The 16,141-nt window shown below is 67.4% G+C and carries 15 protein-coding genes; 7 read left to right on the top strand and 8 right to left on the bottom strand.

Annotated elements, in window-relative coordinates; all coding sequences use genetic code 11:
* Positions 1-119: 119 nt before the first annotated feature.
* Positions 120-1,355 carry an alginate lyase family protein gene (locus tag ACIA12_RS24985; protein ID WP_396369499.1) on the bottom strand — a complete coding sequence of 412 codons (1,236 nt, stop codon included), beginning with the start codon at positions 1,353-1,355 and terminating at the stop codon, positions 120-122.
* A gap of 178 nt (positions 1,356-1,533) precedes the next feature.
* Between ACIA12_RS24985 and ACIA12_RS24980 the strand changes: the two genes are divergently transcribed.
* Positions 1,534-2,643, top strand: a complete 1,110-nt coding sequence (locus ACIA12_RS24980) for a glycoside hydrolase family 88 protein (protein ID WP_396369498.1) — start codon at positions 1,534-1,536, stop codon at positions 2,641-2,643.
* Here ACIA12_RS24980 and ACIA12_RS24975 read toward each other — a convergent pair.
* Positions 2,623-3,213 (bottom strand): TetR/AcrR family transcriptional regulator, encoded by a 591-nt coding sequence (locus tag ACIA12_RS24975; RefSeq protein ID WP_396369497.1) that lies wholly within the window; start codon positions 3,211-3,213, stop codon positions 2,623-2,625. The two genes, ACIA12_RS24980 and ACIA12_RS24975, sit on opposite strands and share 21 nt — an antisense overlap.
* Positions 3,214-3,312: 99 nt before the next feature.
* On the opposite strand from ACIA12_RS24975, the gene ACIA12_RS24970 reads away from it, so the two are divergent.
* Positions 3,313-4,014 (top strand): SDR family oxidoreductase, encoded by a 702-nt coding sequence (locus ACIA12_RS24970; RefSeq protein ID WP_396369496.1) that lies wholly within the window; start codon positions 3,313-3,315, stop codon positions 4,012-4,014.
* Between the two features lie 3 nt (positions 4,015-4,017).
* Here the strand turns inward: ACIA12_RS24970 and ACIA12_RS24965 are convergent, their stop codons facing one another.
* Positions 4,018-4,608: a DUF4232 domain-containing protein gene (locus ACIA12_RS24965; protein ID WP_396369495.1), complete on the bottom strand. Its 591-nt coding sequence runs from the start codon at positions 4,606-4,608 to the stop codon at positions 4,018-4,020.
* A 14-nt stretch (positions 4,609-4,622) separates the two neighbouring features.
* Positions 4,623-5,483 (bottom strand): SDR family NAD(P)-dependent oxidoreductase, encoded by an 861-nt coding sequence (locus ACIA12_RS24960; RefSeq protein ID WP_396369494.1) that lies wholly within the window; start codon positions 5,481-5,483, stop codon positions 4,623-4,625.
* Between the two features lie 99 nt (positions 5,484-5,582).
* On the opposite strand from ACIA12_RS24960, the gene ACIA12_RS24955 reads away from it, so the two are divergent.
* Together ACIA12_RS24955 and ACIA12_RS24950 are read left to right on the top strand one after the other, a co-directional pair.
* Entirely contained in the window at positions 5,583-6,149 is a 567-nt protein-coding gene (locus ACIA12_RS24955; RefSeq protein WP_396369493.1) for a TetR family transcriptional regulator, read from the top strand.
* A gap of 56 nt (positions 6,150-6,205) precedes the next feature.
* A complete protein-coding gene (locus tag ACIA12_RS24950; RefSeq protein ID WP_396369492.1) occupies positions 6,206-7,336 on the top strand; it encodes an SAM-dependent methyltransferase in 1,131 nt (376 codons plus the stop codon).
* A 1-nt stretch (position 7,337) separates the two neighbouring features.
* Here the strand turns inward: ACIA12_RS24950 and ACIA12_RS24945 are convergent, their stop codons facing one another.
* Positions 7,338-7,922: a DJ-1/PfpI family protein gene (locus ACIA12_RS24945; protein ID WP_396369491.1), complete on the bottom strand. Its 585-nt coding sequence runs from the start codon at positions 7,920-7,922 to the stop codon at positions 7,338-7,340.
* A 198-nt stretch (positions 7,923-8,120) separates the two neighbouring features.
* On the opposite strand from ACIA12_RS24945, the gene ACIA12_RS24940 reads away from it, so the two are divergent.
* The gene (locus ACIA12_RS24940) at positions 8,121-10,187 is read left to right on the top strand and encodes a sialate O-acetylesterase (protein WP_396369490.1); all 2,067 of its coding nucleotides are present in this window, start codon (positions 8,121-8,123) and stop codon (positions 10,185-10,187) included.
* 50 nt (positions 10,188-10,237) lie between these two features.
* Here ACIA12_RS24940 and ACIA12_RS24935 read toward each other — a convergent pair whose 3' ends face one another.
* On the bottom strand, positions 10,238-10,861 hold the full coding sequence (locus ACIA12_RS24935) for a TetR/AcrR family transcriptional regulator (protein ID WP_396369489.1): 624 nt from the start codon (positions 10,859-10,861) through the stop codon (positions 10,238-10,240).
* 86 nt (positions 10,862-10,947) lie between these two features.
* Here ACIA12_RS24935 and ACIA12_RS24930 point away from each other — a divergent pair, with 86 nt between their 5' ends.
* Together ACIA12_RS24930 and ACIA12_RS24925 are read left to right on the top strand one after the other, a co-directional pair.
* A complete protein-coding gene (locus tag ACIA12_RS24930) occupies positions 10,948-11,751 on the top strand; it encodes an alpha/beta fold hydrolase (RefSeq protein WP_396369488.1) in 804 nt (267 codons plus the stop codon).
* Between the two features lie 124 nt (positions 11,752-11,875).
* A complete protein-coding gene (locus tag ACIA12_RS24925) occupies positions 11,876-13,903 on the top strand; it encodes a serine/threonine-protein kinase (RefSeq protein ID WP_396369487.1) in 2,028 nt (675 codons plus the stop codon).
* Positions 13,904-13,996: 93 nt separating this feature from the next.
* Here the strand turns inward: ACIA12_RS24925 and ACIA12_RS24920 are convergent, their stop codons facing one another.
* Positions 13,997-15,289 carry an adenylosuccinate synthase gene (locus ACIA12_RS24920; RefSeq protein ID WP_396369486.1) on the bottom strand — a complete coding sequence of 431 codons (1,293 nt, stop codon included), beginning with the start codon at positions 15,287-15,289 and terminating at the stop codon, positions 13,997-13,999.
* Between the two features lie 317 nt (positions 15,290-15,606).
* Positions 15,607-16,098: a VOC family protein gene (locus ACIA12_RS24915; RefSeq protein WP_396369485.1), complete on the bottom strand. Its 492-nt coding sequence runs from the start codon at positions 16,096-16,098 to the stop codon at positions 15,607-15,609.
* Positions 16,099-16,141 lie beyond the last annotated feature (43 nt).

The raw sequence follows: 16,141 nt of genomic DNA, 5'->3' as shown, positions 1-16,141 counted from the left end.
TTCATGGCGGGATGATCGCAGGTGGCGCTGGTCCGCGGCAAGGGAGTTGGGCTTGGGTGTCTGACCGGTCACGGCCACCGACGTCCGGAGTGCCGGGGTACTCCGGACGTCGGTGGTGGTCAGCTGGGGTTTTCTGCGTGGGTGAGGGTTTCCCAGGCTACGAAGAGGTCGTTGGTGCCGGCGGGGCGGCGGGATTCGGTCAGGGCCTGGGTGTTGGCCATGGCGATGCCCAGGCGGGTATGGAGGGCGTTGTAGCCGACCTCGGTGATCGGGCCGAGGCCTCGGTTGACGCTGCCCTTGCAGAGCCAGGACGGTACCGGCTCCAGGTTGCGTTCCCAGCGGGACTGGAAGCCTAGGGCCTGGCGCAGTCGCTCCCCGAACTCCGGGTAGAGGTCGATGCCCTGGATCCGGGACGTCTCCAGCACGTGGCTGATCGCGGAGATGCCGTAGCCGGTGTGAACGAAGTCGCGGCAGGTCTCCTGGGTCAGGCCGTCGACGAAGGTGCTCTGGCCCTGCCAGTAGGCGATGATCTTGTCGCGGGTGTTGAGGTTCTGGCTCGGCTTCGTCTTCGGCAACGCGCCGTCCGAGGACAGGTAGACGAAGGCGGGCACCCGGACCCGGTACAGCGAGATCGCCTTGTCGTAGACGGTCCGGTCCTCCAGGAACACCCCGATGCCCTGGATCGCCTCGGTCATGCTCAACTCCCAGTTGCCGTTGGAGTTCGAGCCGTTGATGATCTCCGGCAGGTAGACGTTGCGCAGCATCGTCCCGAACCGGGCCGAGTTCGGCCAGTTGCCGTAGACGTGCTTGATGATCTCGGCGGCCTTCGGCCAGGACGATGCCGACCAGGCGGTCTGCAGCGGGGCGTTGCTGTTGGTGTGGTCGCGGATCGTCGCCGACCAGGCGTCCATCAACTGGATCGCCTTCTGCGCATAGCGATCGTCCCGGGTGATGTACCAGATCACAGCATCCGTGTACGCCGCGATCGCATCGCCGCGCTCGTCGCGGCACCCGATGTCGGGGTCGGAGTACGGGCCGCACTCGACCACCGCGCGGGCCTTCGGGGCCCGGGACAGTGAGCCGTACGCGCTGTTCTTGGCCTGGTTGAACGCGTTCGTCCAGGGCTGCGCTCCGGCGTTCACCTTGGCGCGGACGAAGTCGAGCTGCGCTGCGCTGACGCCGACACCGGGATGCGTGAAGGTGGCGGGCGCGAGCGGAGCCTGTACCGCGGCCGGCGCCGCGTCGGTCGCGGTCGAGGCCGTGGCCGGATTGGTCAGCGTGCCGGCGACCAGAGCCGCGCACGCGGCGGCCAGCGCCGGCAGCAGCACTTTCTTCTTCAGAGCGAACTTGTTCATGGGCGGGTCCTTGCTTGTGGGGGCGGTCGACTCTGCGGTCCCCCCACTACCGCAGAGTCTTTTCGGAAGTTTGACGACGCAGGGTGAAGGCGTCAATATCCAAAGCGGAATTAAATTCACCTTGGAACAAAAATCCGATTTGTCCCATCAGCGCTGGAACAAAGTGAGGTTCTGTCCCATGAAACGACGCCACTTCCTGAGTCTCGGAACCGCCGTCATGGCCGCCCCGGCATTACCGTCCGTCACCGCCTTCGCCGCACCTGCCGACGTACTTCCACCCAGAGCCCAGATCGTCAGCCTCGTCCGCAAGGTCGCCGATCAGTGGATCGCCACCCATCCCGATCCCGGCGACAACGGCTGGGCTCGCGCGACCTTCTTCAGCGGCCTGATGGCGGCCTACCGACTGACCAGCGAGAAGCGCTATCTCGACTACACCCGCGGCTGGGCCGAGAAGCATTCGTACGGAATCATGGGCGGTGTCACCACCCGGCATGCCGACAACCACACGGCCATCCAGCCGTACCTGGATCTCTACGAGCTGGAGCCTTCCGCCGACAAGTTGACCGCGGCAACGGACACGCTGAGCCGGATGGTTGCCAGCAGCAAGATCGACGACTGGTGGTGGGACGACGCGCTGCACATGGCGATGCCGCCGTTCGCCCGGATCGGCAAGCTGCGCGGCGATCCGGCGTACTGGACCAAGCTCTACCAGCTCTACCGGGACACGAAGGTCAGACGCGGTCTGTACGTTCCGTCGCGCGGACTCTGGTACCGCGACGACCGGTTCCTGCCCGGCAAGATCGTCTCGCCGAACGGCAAGCCGGTGCTCTGGTCGCGCGGCAACGGGTGGGTCGCGGCGGGGCACGTGAAGACGCTGAAGGCATTGCCCGCGACGCAAGCCAATGTCGCCGAGTACCGGAGCACACTGACGCAACTGGTGGGTGCGTTGCGGCCGATTCAGCGGAGCGACGGTTTCTGGAACGTCAACCTGGCCGACCCGCAACATCTGCCCGGCCCGGAGACCAGTGGCACGGCATTCTTCACCTATGCCAGCGCGTACGCGATCAAAACCGGTTTGGTGACAGCCAGTGGCTATCTGCCGACCGCGGCCCGCGCCTGGAACGGAATGGCCACGACGGCGGTCCACCCGGACGGATTCCTCGGCTATGTCCAGAAGGTCGGCGACCGGCCCGAGTCGAGCCAGCCGATCACCTACGACTCGACCGCGGACTTCGGTGTCGGCGGCTTCCTGCTCGCCGGCTCGGAGCTAGCGGGCCTGGCCGGCTAGCTGCGGAGCCCGCACACCAGCCGCATCCAGGAGGGCTTCGGCCATCCTGATGCCGAGACCGCCGAGCGCCTGGGCCCGTACGACGGCCCGGGCGCTCGCGCCGTCGAAGGTCATCGTCAGCTGGACCGCGAGCATCTCCGGGTCGTCGACTCCGGCGGCCACCAGTTCGCCCAGGAAGAAGTCGGTCAGCCGCTGCTTGAAGTGACGGGCGACCACGCTGCCCGGGTGCTCGGGGTTCTTGAGCTCGAACGCGGTACTGACGAACGGGCAGCCGAAGAACTCACCGTCGGCGGTCAGCCGGTCCTGTTTCTCGAAGACGACCAGGATTCGCTCGCGCGGCGTCGAGGCCTCGCCCAGGTCCGGCTCGAGCGCGCGCTGGTACGACGGGCCCACGCTCGCGAGGCTCTCGGCGATCAACTCGTCCTTGGAACGGAACAGCTGGTACATCGACTTCTTCGAGACGCCGGCCGCCTTGCACAGCGCGTCCACGCCGATGTTGACGCCGTCTCGGTAGAAGAGTTCGCCCGCCGCGTCCAGCAGCCGCTCGCGGGGTGTCGCCTGAGTGCTCATGGGATCGAGCGTACCGGCTCGGCTTGCGTTTGGAAACCGATCGGTTTAGGCTCTGGAAACAGATCGGTTTCCCAGTATCTCTCCCCAGGAGCAACCAACATGACCACCCTCGAAGGCGCCGTCGTTCTCGTCACCGGCGGCCAGCGCGGTATCGGCAAGGCACTCGTCGACGACCTGCTCACCCGCGGCGTGAAGAAGGTGTACGCCACCGCCCGCAGCCCGAAGCCGAGCACCGACCCACGCGTCGTCCCGCTGCCGCTCGAGGTCACCGATCAGGCATCGGTCGACGCCCTGGTCGCCCAGGTGCAGGACGTCACGGTGCTGATCAACAACGCCGGCGGCAGCTCGCCGGACACCTACCTGGACGTGCCGTTCGACGCGCTCCGGGAGGTCTTCGAGATCAACTTCTTCGCCCCGCTGAACCTGACTCGGGCGCTGGTCCCGGTGATCGAGCGCAACGGCGGCGGCCACATCCTGAACGCCCACTCGGCCCTGTCCTGGGTCGCCCGGCACGGCGCGTACTCCGCGACCAAGGCCGCGCTCTGGTCGGCGACCAACGCACTGCGGCTCGAGGTGCTCGACCGTGGGATCGGCGTGACCGGCCTGCACATGGGCTACGTCGACACCGACATGGCAGCCGACGCCCCCGGCCCGAAGACCGCCCCGGCCGACGTCGCCAAGGCAGCCCTCGACGGCATCGAGTCCAACGCGCACGAAGTACTGGCCGACGACACCGCCCGCTGGGCCAAGGCCTCCACAGCCAACGACCTGAGCGACGTCTACGCCGAACTCAAGCGCTGATCGTCAGGCCGGCTGCGGGAGCTTGAGGGACCAGGCGGTCAGCGAGAGCCTCGCCTTGACGGCGATGTCGGTGTTGACGGGCCAGACCACCGGCCGTTCCGTCGTCCCCCTGGCGACGGACAGGAAGCTACCGGCCACCTTGTCACCGGAGATCATGTCCGCGGTGTTGAACCAGGAGACCACGGCCAGGACCGATTCGCCTTTCGCGACCCGGATCCTGGCCGGGCCCGGATCCTTTGCCATGAAGGAGGATCCGGGGGTGACGGTCACCGCCATCTTGTTGCGCTCGGGATCCAGTACGTCGACGTGCGGGTAGCCGTCGATCGTCATCGGCGCAGCGGAACAGTTGGTCAGCTTCAGCTCGATCGACCGATGCCCCATGGTCGCCTCGACGATGCCGATGGCGATCCTCGCGCCGTTCGCGGGACAGCGGGCCGGGGGTGGAGTCGGAGTCGGCGCGAGCGTCGGGGTCTCGCTGGGCCGCATGGTCCGGTAGGGCTGTGGATCCGGGCGAGTACCGGTCGCACTCTCGGCCCCGCAGCCGGTCACCGCGAGCAACAGCGCGGACAGCCCCAACAGCATCCTCCGGTCCATCCCGCGAACCTACGTCACAGATGGCCCAGCGGATCGAGCATCTCCGGGGCGACGTTGTCGTGGTCGGTGGAGCGGGAGAGGGCGATCCATTGGGCATCGGAGGCGGCGCGGGCTTGTTCGAAGGCGGCGGCGACGGTGACGGCGTCGCTGCCCAGCAAGAGCTTCTGCGGTACTTCGTCCAGCTCTACCAACTGCAGCACCACCTGAGCCACCTTGGCCGGGTCGCTGGCGGTGAGGCCACTGGCCATCGCGTCGCGCAATGCGCCGAGGGACTGCTCGTACGGCCGGCTGATCGGGTAGACCTTCATCGACGAGCCGGCCCAGTCGGTGCTCATTCCGCCGGGCTCGAGAACCGTCACCTTGATCCCGAGCGGGTTCACCTCGCGGGCGAGCACCCCCGAGAAACCGCCGACGGCCCACTTCGCCGCCTGGTACGCCGACAGTCCGGGCGCGACCGACCGGCCACCCACGGACGAGACCTGGATGAAGTACCCGCTGCCCTGCTCACGCAAAGTCGGCAGGGCGGCCTTGGTGACGTTGACGACGCCGAGCAGGTTCGTCTCGATCTGCTCGCGGAAGTCGTCGATCGGAATGTCCTCCACGGACACGAAGTTCGCGTACCCCGCGTTGTTGACCACCACGTCGAGCCGTCCGAACGCCTCCACCGCGACCTGTACCGCCCCCTGCGCGGCGGCGTAGTCGGTCACATCGAGCTTCACCGCGCGGACCTGGTCGCCGTACTGCGCGACAAGATCGTCGAGCTGCTCGGGCCGTCGAGCCGTCGCCACCAACTGGTGGCCGGCCGCTAGCACCGCCTCGGCGATCGAGCGGCCCAGACCGCGGGAACTGCCGGTGATCAGGAAGACCTTCGCCATCGTTCGCTCATCTCTTTCCGTCTAGCTAACTGGTTAGTTAGAGAGAATCACGACCGGAGCCCGCTGTCAACTATCCGGTTAGTCGGCTACTCTGGAGCCATGGCCGGAGATGCGGAAGCGACGAAGAAGAGGCTGCTGGCGGCAGCCCGCGCGGAGTTCGCCCAGCACGGCATCGCCGGCGCCCGGGTGGACCGGATCGCCGCCGAGTCCGGCTCGAACAAGGCGCAGATCTACCACTACTTCGGCAGCAAGGACGGCCTGTTCGACGCGGTCTTCAACGAGATCGTCGTCGGCACCACCAGCGAGACGCCGATCGATCCGCTCGACCTGCCGGAGTACGCCGGCAAGCTGTTCGACCGCTACGAGCAGGACCCCGAGATCCAGCGGCTGGCGACCTGGTACCGATTGGAGCGGTCGACGGCCGACGACCCGCTCGAGCTGATCATGGCGAGCAACAAACACAAGGTCGAGGCGATCGCGAAGGCCCAGGCCGACGGGCTCCTACCGTCGCACTACGAGCCGATCGTGCTGCTCGGACTCGTACTGCACCTGGCCGCACTGTGGGCCGGCATGACCCCGGAGTACGCACTGATGGTCAGCCGGACCTCCACGGCCGAGCGGCGGAAGGTCGTCACCGACGCCGTGGCTGCCTTGCTCAAGGTCTAGCCCGGCGACACGCGCCGCGCAGCTTTTCGTAGACTTCTTGCGTAAAGTGGTTGGGGATGATTGATGTCGTTGCGGTGACGCGTTCTGAGGACGTCGTGGTGGACTTCCTCTCCGTTCTCGATCCGGGCTCCGGCCGTGAAGTGCATCTGGTCATCGCCGACCGCGGTGCCTATCTGAAGTTGCCGGCGGGAGTCCCGCTCGCCGGCCGCCTGGCGCCGCTGGCCGATCTGCTGCAGACGTCCGGCGAGGGCGCGAAACCGTTCTCGCCGGGCAGTGCCGCCGACGCGATCGCACTCGAGACCGGCGACGTCGCGGCGACCGTCTGGACGCACTCCCCGGCCGACTTGCGCTCAGGCCGCCGGCGGTGGGCACTCGACCTTGCGAACGCGGTGCAGGCGCCGGTGCGGCATGCGGTCGGTGACGGGCACTCGTTCCAGTGGAAGACCGACCTGGACGTACGGCTCGAGCAGCCGCTCATCGACGCCAAGCTCGACTTCGTCAACACGCACTGCGCCGACCTGCTCCTTTTGGGCGAGGAGGACGAGAACGCGCTGCTGACGCGCCGGATCCACTCGGTCGAGCGATTCTTCGACGCAGGCCGCGAAGAGCGCGCCCGGCTGTTCGCGTTGACGAGCAGAACGAGTTCGGACGCGGCGATCGTTCCCGATCCGTGGGAGTTCGCGACTTCGGCGTACGAGATCGAGCGGCTGGACGCGACCGCCGCCTGGGTACGCGAGCATCTCGACCCCGCCGCCGGACGGGTGATCGAGATCGGCGCCTGCGAGGGCGCCCTGACCCGCCGCCTACTCACCGACGGCTACACGGTCGACGCCACCGAGCCGAACCCGATCTTCCTCGCCCGCTTGCACGAGAACGTCGAGGGCGACGTCCGGATCCACCCCCACACCTTCGAGGACCTGACAACCACGCGGCGGCTGACGGGTTCGGCGTACCTGCTGATCGAGATGCTGTACTACGGCCAGGACCTCACCCTCCTCGACCGCTTCCCCACCGACCGGCTCTTCGTGTCCATGGACCCAAAGGTCCTGGCGCACCAGGTCTGGCCATCCACATGGTCGGTAGAGCAGGAACTCGACCTCGTAACACCCCGGTTCGAGACGGTCATCAACAACCGCGCCTACCTGCGCAAACCGGGCAGTCGCGGAATCCTCTTGCGCAGAAGGTGATTCAGCTCTGGTAGACGTCTCGCACGCGGGCATACTCCATCGTTGCCGCGATACCGTCGGCGACCTCGGCCGAGATTTCCCGCTCGACGATGTGCAGGGCGAGGTCGATACCGGCGGTGATGCCGCCGGCCGTTACGAGGTCGCCGTCGTCGACTACGCGGTTGTGTTTCACGTCGGCCCCGAAGGTCTCCAGCTCGTGCCAGGCGCCGCGGTTGGTGGTGGCCGGCCGGCCCTTCACCAGGCCCGCCTCGGCCAGCAACATCGAGCCGGTGCAGACCGAGCCGATCCACTGGGTGTGTGGCGCCACCTCGGCGATCCTGGGCGCGAGCACAGAGCGTTGCGCCCAAGAGCCGCGCTCGGCACGGTTCATCCAGCCGCCGCCGGGGACGAACAAGGCGTCCGGCATACCGAGGCCTTCCGGTGCCTTGAACTGCAGGCCGTGCAGACCGGTCACCTCGGCCGGGCCGTCGAGCCCGACCAGCGCCAGCTCGAACTCCGGTCGCCGGGACGCGTGGCTCCAGACCTCGAACGGGCCCATCACGTCCATCTCGTCCACACCGTCGAAGACCAGGATCTCGATTCGCATGCAACACCTCATCGCGACCGCCGCGTCAGTGGAAGTGGCTCGATAGACATCACTGGCTAGATTCCAGCCACCTTGGGCAAAAAGTGGAAGTGACAACCGCTGGGCGCAGGGATCGGACCGCTGGGCGCACAAAGCTCGCACGAAGGGTGAGCGACCCGCTACCCATGGTGGAGACATCCCGCCCATGGAGGTCCGCCCATGCCTCGACGCGTCAACGCCGGCTCGATCGTCACCATCGCCACCACCCTGATCGCCACCACTGCCACCCTGCAGGCGGTGGTGGCACCGGCAGTCGCAACCTCCGCCGGGCAAGCGGCCGCGACGAGTTGTGACACCGCGGCGACGGGCTTCACCCCGGTCCTCCAGTTGGACATCCCGCAGCAGGCAGGCTGGCTCAACGAGACCCCGCCGTACAGCCTCGACCGGACCGCCGAGGTCGCCAACTTCGACCGCGTCGGGTACTGCGTAGAGCTGAACGGGCCCGACGGGCCGCAGTGGGTATGGACCGCGATGGAGCCGTTCTCCACCGACGCAAGGCGGATCGGGCTGCCGACGAGGCCTGGTGAACTCGTCCGGCAGCGGGTCAGCGACCTGGACGTCCAGTCGAACGTGCCCAGCGTGACGAGTGGCACCGGCCAGACCGGCTATCTGGAGATGTGGCCGAACCAGTACCAGGAGAGCGCCAGCACCCAGGTCTCGAACGCGTCGCCGATCACCTTCGACGTCGACGACAACCCGACCTCACCGCTCGGCTACGGCTCGTTCCAGGTCGCCCAGATCGGGCCCACCCGGCCGTCGAACCTCGCGGCCAAGCAGGTCTTCGCGATCAACACGTTCACCGAGTCGGACAACAGCACGCTGTCCCTCGGCATCGGCACCAACGCCGCGGGCCAGCCGGACTGGACCTTCGCGAACAACGCCAACCGCTACTCCCAGCGCCGATTCACCGCGTACGTCCGTACTGCGGTCGTCGCGCTCAGCGAGTCGCCTCAGGACCGACAGCTGATCCCGCGCGACGCCACGGGTGGCTCGACGGTACCGGTGGCCGGGCGGGTGACCGATCCCCGAGTACGCCGGGTGCAGCTGCGGGTGAGCAGTAACGGGCACACAGACACCTATACGTCTTCCTCGAGCAGCTTCCGCTTCACCCCGAGGATCAAGGCCGGCCTGCAGGAGTACAGCTTCGAGGTGCGGGCTACTGGTCCCGGGTTCGACCGGGTAGTGGCCCGGCGGGACAGTGTGGTGTCCGGTGACGTCTATGTGGTGCAGGGGCAGTCCAACTCGGAGGCAGCGAAGTACAACGGTGCTGCCAACGCGGAGGAGTCGGAGTACCTGCGCAGCTACGGCTCACCGACCTCAGACGCGAGCATCTCCGCGGCGGACCGGGTCTGGCACTACGCGACCGGTGATGTGACCAACCAGTCCGGCTCGATCGGGCAGTGGGCGATCCGGATGGGCCGCCGGATCGTCGACACCTACAAGGTGCCGGTGGCGCTCATCAACGGAGCACACGGCGGGCAGCCGATCAGCTTCTTCCAGCGCAACGACGCGAACCCTGACGACGTGACCACCAACTACGGCAGGCTTCGGCAACGCCTGAGCGCCGCTGGAGTGATCGGCCAGGTGCGGGGCGTGCTCTGGTACCAAGGCGAGTCCGACAACGACAACGCCGCGGTGCACATCGCCGGTTTCACTTCCCTGCTTCAGGATTGGCGGTCCGACTTCGGGAGCACTACCCGGTACTACGTGTACCAGGTGCGCACGTCGCCCTGTGGCAATACGACTGCCATGAGCTTGCGGGAGGCGCAGCGGGAGCTGGGCGACACCGCAGGGGTCACAGTGCTCTCCACCAACGGGCTGTCCGGGCATGACGGCTGCCACTACGCGTACCTGGGTGGGTATCGCGACATGGGCGACCACACGTTCGCAGTACTGGCCAGGGATCTTTACGGTGGGCCGACTGTTGGGGTGGCGCCGCCTAACCCTTCCCGCGTTAGTGCGGGCGGGTCGGAGCTCGTAGTACAGCTGCGGTCGACCGATGTGCTCACTGTCGACGCTGGGGTGGCTGCTGACTTCCGAGTGGAGGGTGCGGCGGTTGCTGTGTCGTCTGTGGCGTACCAGGCCGGCGGGAAGCTAGTACTCGCTCTGTCTGGACCCGCGGCAGGTGTGACCGCCCTGACCTACCACGGGCACAACGGCGCTGGGCCCTGGATCGCCAACGCCACTGGGACCGGGCTGCTCGCCTTCACGTTGCCAGTCACCTGAAGCCGGGCGCGGCCGGTGCCCTCCGCCCCGAGGCATTGGCCGCGCCAGTACTAGCTCTTGTACGCAGCGAGGAACGCCTCGACACCCGCCTCGGTGAAGCGGGCGAGGTCTTCGGGTGAGTTCGCATCCATCCGGCCGAAGAACATCACCCGGTTGCTCGGGATCCACAGCAGCAGGCCGGCCAGGTGATTGGCGGCGATCATCGGGTCCTTGATGTCGAGCAGACCGCGCTCGGACAGCCTGGCAAGGCAGGTGGCGAGCGTCGGGATGACCCGGCCGAAGCCGCGGTTCCAGTACTCCTGGCCGAGGTCGGGGAAACGCGCCGCCTCGGCGATCACCAGCCGGCGCATCTGCTGCACCGACTCGGTCATGATCCCGCCGACGAAGGCGTCCGCGAGCCGGCGGACCGCGTCGTCGATGTCGTCGGCCTCGGCGACCTCGCGGCCGATCTCGGCGAACGGGTCCTCGACCCGGTCGCTGATCGCGACGATGAGGGCCCGGAACAGGTGTTCCTTGTCGGCGAACTGCTTGTAGACGGTCTGCTTCGACACCGACGCGGTGGCCGCGACCTGGTCCATGCTCGCGCCGACGTAGCCGTTTTCCAGGAACGCCTCCAGCGCGGCGTCCAGGATCTGCTCGCGCTTGAGCGCCGCGCGGGCGGTGAGTTCTGGCATCGGTCGTCTCCTTTCGCCAGTACTAGACAGTACCGTACTCTTCTGGGTACGGTACGGTTCAGTACTCAAATCGTGAGGAGAATCCGATGTCCATCACTCACTCGTCCGACGGCACCGAGCTCGGCTACACCCAGGTGGGTTCCGGCCCGGCCGTGATCCTGGTCGACGGCGCCACCGCGTTCCGCGCCTTCAACCCGACCTCGGGGCAGATCGCCGAGCTGCTGTCCGGCTCGTTCACCGTCTACACCTACGACCGCCGCGGCCGGGGCGAGAGCGGCTGGAACGACGCCTCGACCACGCCGTTCGACGACGAACTGGCCGACCTCGCCGCGATCATCGAGGCAGCCGGCGGATCGGCCGCGGTCTGGGGCATTTCCTCGGGCGGCATCCTTGCTCTGGAGGCCGCCCGTGCGGGCCTGCCGATCACCAAGCTGGCCGTCTACGAGCCACCGTTCATCGTCTCCGACGTCCGCCCGCCGCTGCCGGACGACTACGTCACGCAGCTGCAGACGGCAGTTGCAGAGGGTCGGCGGGACGACGCGGCGAAGATCTTCCTGACCAAGGCGGTCGGCATGCCCGAGGAGTACATCGGCGGCGTCGTCGAGAGCCCGTTCTGGCCGACCATGCTGGAGATCGCGCACACCATCGCCAACGACGGCGCGATCGTCGGCAAGACGATGTCAGGCGACCCCTCCGCGCTCGACCGGTACGCCGGGATCGCTGTCGAGACCTTGGTCGCGTACGGCGATGCCACCGACGCCTCCATCATCGAGGGCGACCAGTTGCTCGCCAAGGTGCTGCCGGCGGCCTCCCTCGAAGTACTGCCTGGTCAGACCCACGACGTCGCGGCCGACGTGATCGCCCCGGTGTTGCAACGGTTCTTCAGCTGACTCGTTCCTTCGGAGGAGATCGGCCTTTGACGCAACCCGCGGGGGAACGTCTGCGTCAAAGGCGGGGAGAAGGGACTCCGTCGCGGGACAGCGGTTGGGCTGGTCTCGACGTACGGTGGATGCCATGTCAGGTACAGGGGGACAGCCTTCGACACCCACGGAGGTGCTGGAGGAACGGATCGGTCCGTACCGGTTGATCCGGCGGCTCGGGCAGGGCGGCATGGGCGTCGTCTACCTGGCGGAAGGGCCTGAACACAAAGAGGTAGCGCTGAAGGTGCTGCGGCCGCACGTCGCGCACGACCCGACCGCACGGGCCCGGTTGCAGCGGGAGGCGACGACGCTGCAGAAGGTCAACCACCCTGGGGTCGCGGGGATCCTCGACCACGACCTGCACAGCGACCGGCCGTACCTGGTGACGCGATTCGTCCCGGGGCGACCCATGGACGAGCAGGTGGACGAGCGCGGGCCGTTGACGCCGCAGCGCTGGCTGCCGGTGGCCGGCTGTCTGGCGGAGTCGCTGCAGGCCATCCACCAGGTGGGTGTCGTGCACCGCGACCTCAAACCCGGCAACGTGATGATGTTCAACGGCAAGCCGGTGATGATCGACTTCGGCATCGCCCAGGCCGCCGACGACCTCCGCCTCACCCAGACCGGCCTGGTCATCGGTACGCCGGGCTACCTCGCCCCGGAACTCATCGCGGGCGAGATGGTCTCCGAGTCGGCCGACTGGTGGGGCTGGGCAGCCACTGTCGCCTATGCGGCCACCGGACGCCGCCCGTTCGGCAAGGGCCCTTTCGAGGTCGTCCTGCACCGGGTCCACACCGGCCAGGCAGACCTGGAAGGCCTGGACCCCCGTCTGAAGCCCCTGCTCGCGGCAGCCCTCTCCCCCGACCGCCGAGACCGCCCGACCCAGACAGAAATCATGTCCGGCCTCAACCGCTACGCCGAAGGCCGCGACGCCCTCATCCCCAACCCGCACGCAACCACCGACTCACCTCCCAAAACCGTCCTCATCACCCCACCAACCGCCTTGATGACTCGGGTCATGCCAGAAAACGAAGCCGCAGCCGCCGCTGCGGGCAACCACGACCCAGCTGAGGTCGCACAGCTGGTACCACCGGTCATCCCACCGCTATCAGCCTTCGCCCCGGCCCGCGACATCCTCCGAGATGTAGCCGCCAAGCAGAAGGCGAAGAAGGCCGCCGCAGCAGCAGGTGCTGCTGTTGGAGCTGGTACTGCAGTCGCTGGACCTGTTCATCCGGCTACTTACAGTCCTGCTCCTACTGCTGCTGCGCCTGCTGGGGTGCCGCTGAACTACCAGGGGTATCAGCCTGGGGCTTACCAGCCGCAGTACCCGGCGCAGCCTCAGTACCCGCAGCCTCAGCCGCAGTACCAGCCTCAGACGCAGCCGCGGGCTTATGAGCAGCGTGGGAGTGAGGTTGCTCGGCGGGATGCTGGGGTGCCGGTGGCTCGGGCGGATGTGCCGGCGTCGGCTGATCAGCAGGTGGCTCGGTCGGTGTTGGTGGTTGGGTTGATGCTGGTGCTGGGCGCGTTGATTGCCTACACGCCGGGCTTCGGCGTACTGGTGGCCGCGCTGCTGATTGCTCTCGCACGGACGGTCGACCGCGGTAGTACGGCGATCATGCGCCGCCGTCAGGTCCGCGGCGGTCGGGGCAAGTCAGACGGACTGGTAGCGGTAGCCGCCAGCCCCATGCACCTGCTCGCGGCAGCTCTGATCACCGTGTTCTGCCTGATCCTGCCGGTCATCATGGGCTTCATCGTCGGCGGCATCATCACCGCCGGCGCCGCCAACAACTACGGCCTCGACTGGGGACCGCTGTCCGCGGTCGGCTTCGGCACCGGTGGCATCGCCGGTCTGTTCACCGCGTGGTGGGGACCAGGCGGTACTTCCCTCCGCCGCGGCGCCAAGATCACCCTCCGCAAAGCCTGCCGCCCCGCCTGGCTGAGCCTGCTCATCGCCGCCATCCTCATCGGTGCGGCGGCTCTGACCTTCAAGGACGCGGCCGCGGGCAACGGCGCCGGCTGGGCCCGCCAGCCGATCTCAGCACCTCAGCTCCCGGACCGCCCCGGCCTGGGAGACATCGGCGACTGGCCGATCATCAGACACTTCCCGATCATCGGCAACGGCTGACCGGGCCCACAGTTGGCCGACTGACGGTTCGCCGGGCAGTACGGCGTACTGGGCGAACCCCAGCCGATCAGCGACCGGCTGGGGTCCAGGCAGTCAGAAGCGGTTGTCCAGGATGACCATCTGGGAGCGCTCCGGGCCGACGCCGACCGCGGAGATCGGGGCACCGCTGAGCGCCTCGACCGCCTTCACGTAGGTCTGCGCGTTCTTCGGCAGGTCCTCGAAGGTCCGGCAGCCGGTGATGTCCTCGCTCCAGCCGTCGTACTCCTCGTAGACCGGGGTCGCGTGGTGGAAGTCGGTCTGCGTCATCGGCATCTCGTCGTGCCGCACCCCGTTGACCTCGTACGCGACGCAGACCGGGATCTTTTCCCGGCCCGTCAACGTGTCGAGCTTGGTGAGGACGAAATCGGTGACGCCGTTGATGCGCGCCGCGTACCGGGCGATCACCGCGTCGTACCACCCGCAGCGTCGCGGCCGCCCGGTCGTAGTACCGAACTCGAAGCCCTGCTGCCGCAACCACTCGCCATCGGCATCGAGCAGCTCGGTCGGGAACGGCCCCTCGCCGACGCGGGTCGTGTAGGCCTTCACGACCGCCATCACGCGGTCGATCCTGGTCGGCGGGATGCCCGAGCCCGTGCAGGCGCCCGCCGAGATCGCGTTCGACGACGTGACGAACGGGTAGGTGCCGTGGTCGACGTCCAGCAGCGTCGCCTGGCCGGCCTCCATCAGGACCGTCTTGCCCTCGTCGAGGGCGCGGCCGAGCAGCAGCGGGGTGTCCGCGACCATCGGGCGCAGGCGGTCGGCGTACCCGAGCAGCTCGTCCATCACCTCGGCGATCTCGACCGCGCGGCGGTTGTAGACCTTCACCAGCAGCTGGTTCTTCTGCTCCAGCGCCCCGGTGACCTTCTGCTCGAGGATCTTCTCGTCGTACAGATCCTGGACCCGGATCCCGATCCGGTTCATCTTGTCGGCGTACGTCGGGCCGATACCGCGCCCGGTGGTGCCGATCTTCCGGCTGCCGAGGAAGCGCTCGGCGACCTTGTCCAGGGTCCGGTTGTACGGCGGAATCAGGTGCGCGTTCGCGCTGATCAGCAGCCGGGACGTGTCGACGCCCCGGACCTGGAGCGCGTCGAGCTCCTCGAACAGCACGCTGAGGTCGACCACCACCCCGTTGCCGATCACCGGGGTCACACCCGGGGTCAGGATTCCGCTCGGGAGCAGGTGCAGGGCGTACTTCTCGTCCCCGATCACGACCGTGTGGCCGGCGTTGTTGCCGCCGTTGAACTTGACCACGTAGTCGATCGTCGCCCCGGTGTTTCCGAGCAGATCGGTCGCCTTGCCTTTGCCCTCATCGCCCCACTGGGCGCCGACGAGCACGATTGCGGGCATTTCAGCCCTCCTCTAGAAACTGTGAAGCCCAGATGCGTTCACGGAACATTCATCCGGTGACGCGTCCAGGCTCTTGCGACCCAACCCTACCGGAACTGCGCATTACCACGCCCGGACGCCACCCAGCGGTCAACACGTGACACCGGGCACGCAATTCATCACGACGGGTTGCGATTTTCGGTGATCACGTGCACACTCTTAGTCAGCGGCCCGCCGAAACTGCCGCAGGGGACGGTTCCGGCGGGCCGCTTTCTTCATGCCTGCAAGGGATTCCAGGTCGTTCACAATCGCTCAAGCTCGTTGCCCCCGGCGTCGAATCAGTCCGCGTCGAGGCCCTCGGGGTTGGTTGCCAACCACTCCTTGATCCGCCGGTCGGCCTCCTCCGGGGAGACGTCCTCCACCTTGGTCATGATCGCCCAGCGGTGCCCGAACGGATCGATCACCGTGCCGAACCGGTCCCCGGTCATGAACGTCTGGACCGCCTCGACCTGCCGGGCGCCGGCCTCGATCGCCTTCGCGAAGGTCGCGTCCACATCTGGCACGTAGTGCACCAGCGACGAGTGCACCCACTCGCCGGTCGGGGCCTGCAGCCCGATCTGCGGCATCTCGTTGCTCAGCTGCAGCATCGAGTCGCCGAACCTCAACTCCGCCTGGCCGAGCCGCCCGTCGGGCAGATCCTGCCGGCTGACCACCTCCGCCCCGAACACGTCCGTGTAGAACTCGATCGCCTTCGGCCCGTCGGAAACAGCCAGGTACGGGGTGAGCGAGTGGTAGCCGGGCGGGACGGGATTCACCTTGTTCGTCGTCATACCGTCAGTCTTCGCGAGCGGGCGGGACCGGTCTTGTAAGAAC

The organism is Kribbella sp. NPDC051620, from assembly GCF_044453825.1.
GTDB lineage: Bacteria > Actinomycetota > Actinomycetes > Propionibacteriales > Kribbellaceae > Kribbella.
The sequence above is the reverse complement of the archived record's forward strand: the minus strand, read 5'-3'. Positions and strand labels throughout refer to the sequence as shown.

What these genes read in the sequence shown, in the direction of transcription:
- ACIA12_RS24950 (WP_396369492.1), top strand. Translation starts at nt 6,206, where the DNA reads ATGATTGATGTCGTTGCGGTGACGCGTTCTGAGGACGTCGTGGTGGAC.
- ACIA12_RS24970 (WP_396369496.1), top strand. Translation starts at nt 3,313, where the DNA reads ATGACCACCCTCGAAGGCGCCGTCGTTCTCGTCACCGGCGGCCAGCGC.
- ACIA12_RS24960 (WP_396369494.1), bottom strand. Translation starts at nt 5,483, where the DNA reads ATGGCGAAGGTCTTCCTGATCACCGGCAGTTCCCGCGGTCTGGGCCGC.
- ACIA12_RS24925 (WP_396369487.1), top strand. Translation starts at nt 11,876, where the DNA reads ATGTCAGGTACAGGGGGACAGCCTTCGACACCCACGGAGGTGCTGGAG.
- ACIA12_RS24980 (WP_396369498.1), top strand. Translation starts at nt 1,534, where the DNA reads ATGAAACGACGCCACTTCCTGAGTCTCGGAACCGCCGTCATGGCCGCC.
- ACIA12_RS24940 (WP_396369490.1), top strand. Translation starts at nt 8,121, where the DNA reads ATGCCTCGACGCGTCAACGCCGGCTCGATCGTCACCATCGCCACCACC.
- ACIA12_RS24985 (WP_396369499.1), bottom strand. Translation starts at nt 1,355, where the DNA reads ATGAACAAGTTCGCTCTGAAGAAGAAAGTGCTGCTGCCGGCGCTGGCC.
- ACIA12_RS24935 (WP_396369489.1), bottom strand. Translation starts at nt 10,861, where the DNA reads ATGCCAGAACTCACCGCCCGCGCGGCGCTCAAGCGCGAGCAGATCCTG.
- ACIA12_RS24915 (WP_396369485.1), bottom strand. Translation starts at nt 16,098, where the DNA reads ATGACGACGAACAAGGTGAATCCCGTCCCGCCCGGCTACCACTCGCTC.
- ACIA12_RS24920 (WP_396369486.1), bottom strand. Translation starts at nt 15,289, where the DNA reads ATGCCCGCAATCGTGCTCGTCGGCGCCCAGTGGGGCGATGAGGGCAAA.
- ACIA12_RS24955 (WP_396369493.1), top strand. Translation starts at nt 5,583, where the DNA reads ATGGCCGGAGATGCGGAAGCGACGAAGAAGAGGCTGCTGGCGGCAGCC.
- ACIA12_RS24930 (WP_396369488.1), top strand. Translation starts at nt 10,948, where the DNA reads ATGTCCATCACTCACTCGTCCGACGGCACCGAGCTCGGCTACACCCAG.
- ACIA12_RS24965 (WP_396369495.1), bottom strand. Translation starts at nt 4,608, where the DNA reads ATGGACCGGAGGATGCTGTTGGGGCTGTCCGCGCTGTTGCTCGCGGTG.
- ACIA12_RS24975 (WP_396369497.1), bottom strand. Translation starts at nt 3,213, where the DNA reads ATGAGCACTCAGGCGACACCCCGCGAGCGGCTGCTGGACGCGGCGGGC.
- ACIA12_RS24945 (WP_396369491.1), bottom strand. Translation starts at nt 7,922, where the DNA reads ATGCGAATCGAGATCCTGGTCTTCGACGGTGTGGACGAGATGGACGTG.